At 66.7% G+C, this 1135-nt stretch carries 1 protein-coding gene; it reads left to right on the plus strand.

The window, feature by feature from the left end; translation table 11 throughout:
* Nucleotides 1-2 precede the first annotated feature (2 nt).
* On the plus strand, nucleotides 3-1135 hold a 1133-nt coding region (gene tuf / locus U8525_RS34300; RefSeq protein ID WP_374270949.1), incomplete at its 3' end, for an elongation factor Tu.

Here is a 1135-nt window from a genome sequence, read left to right on the forward strand (position 1 = left end):
TCATGTCCAAGGAAAAGTTCGATCGCAGCCTGCCCCACGTGAACATCGGAACGATTGGGCACGTGGACCACGGCAAGACGTCGCTGACGGCGGCCATCACGAAGGTGCTGGCGAAGACGGGCGGCGCCACGTTCCTGGCGTACGACCAGATTGACAAGGCGCCGGAGGAGCGCGAGCGCGGCATCACCATCTCGACGGCGCACGTGGAGTACAAGACGAAGAACCGGCACTACGCGCACGTGGACTGCCCGGGGCACGCGGACTACGTGAAGAACATGATTACGGGAGCGGCGCAGATGGACGGCGCCATCCTGGTGGTGTCGGCGGCGGACGGCCCGATGCCGCAGACGCGCGAGCACATCCTGCTGGCGCGGCAGGTGGGCGTGCCGTACATCGTGGTCTTCCTGAACAAGGTGGACCTGCTGGACGACCCGGAGCTGCGCGAGCTGGTGGAGATGGAGGTCCGGGACCTGCTGAAGAAGTACGAGTTCCCCGGGGACACCATCCCCATCATCCCGGGCTCCGCGGTGAAGGCGCTGGAGGGTGACACCAGCGACATCGGCGAGCCGGCCATCCTGAAGCTGATGGCGGCGGTGGACGAGTACATCCCGACGCCGCAGCGCGCGACGGACAAGCCCTTCCTGATGCCGGTGGAGGACGTCTTCTCCATCGCGGGCCGTGGTACGGTGGCGACGGGGCGCGTGGAGCGCGGCGTCATCAAGGTGGGCGAGGAGGTGGAGGTCGTCGGTCTGCGCGCGACGCAGAAGACGGTGGTGACGGGCGTGGAGATGTTCCGCAAGCTGCTGGACGAGGGGCGGGCGGGGGACAACATCGGCGCGCTGGTGCGTGGCCTCAAGCGCGAGGACATGGAGCGCGGGCAGGTGCTGGCGAAGCCGGGCAGCATCACGCCGCACACGAAGTTCAAGGCGCAGATTTACGTGCTGTCGAAGGAAGAGGGCGGCCGCCACACCCCGTTCTTCAAGGGGTACCGTCCGCAGTTCTACTTCCGCACCACGGACGTGACGGGCACGGTGAAGCTGCCGGACAACGTCGAGATGGTCATGCCGGGCGACAACATCGCCATCGAGGTGGAGCTCATCACCCCGGTCGCGATGGAGAAGGAGCTCCGGTTCGC

This window comes from Corallococcus sp. RDP092CA, assembly GCF_041903675.1.
Taxonomy (GTDB): Bacteria; Myxococcota; Myxococcia; order Myxococcales; family Myxococcaceae; genus Corallococcus.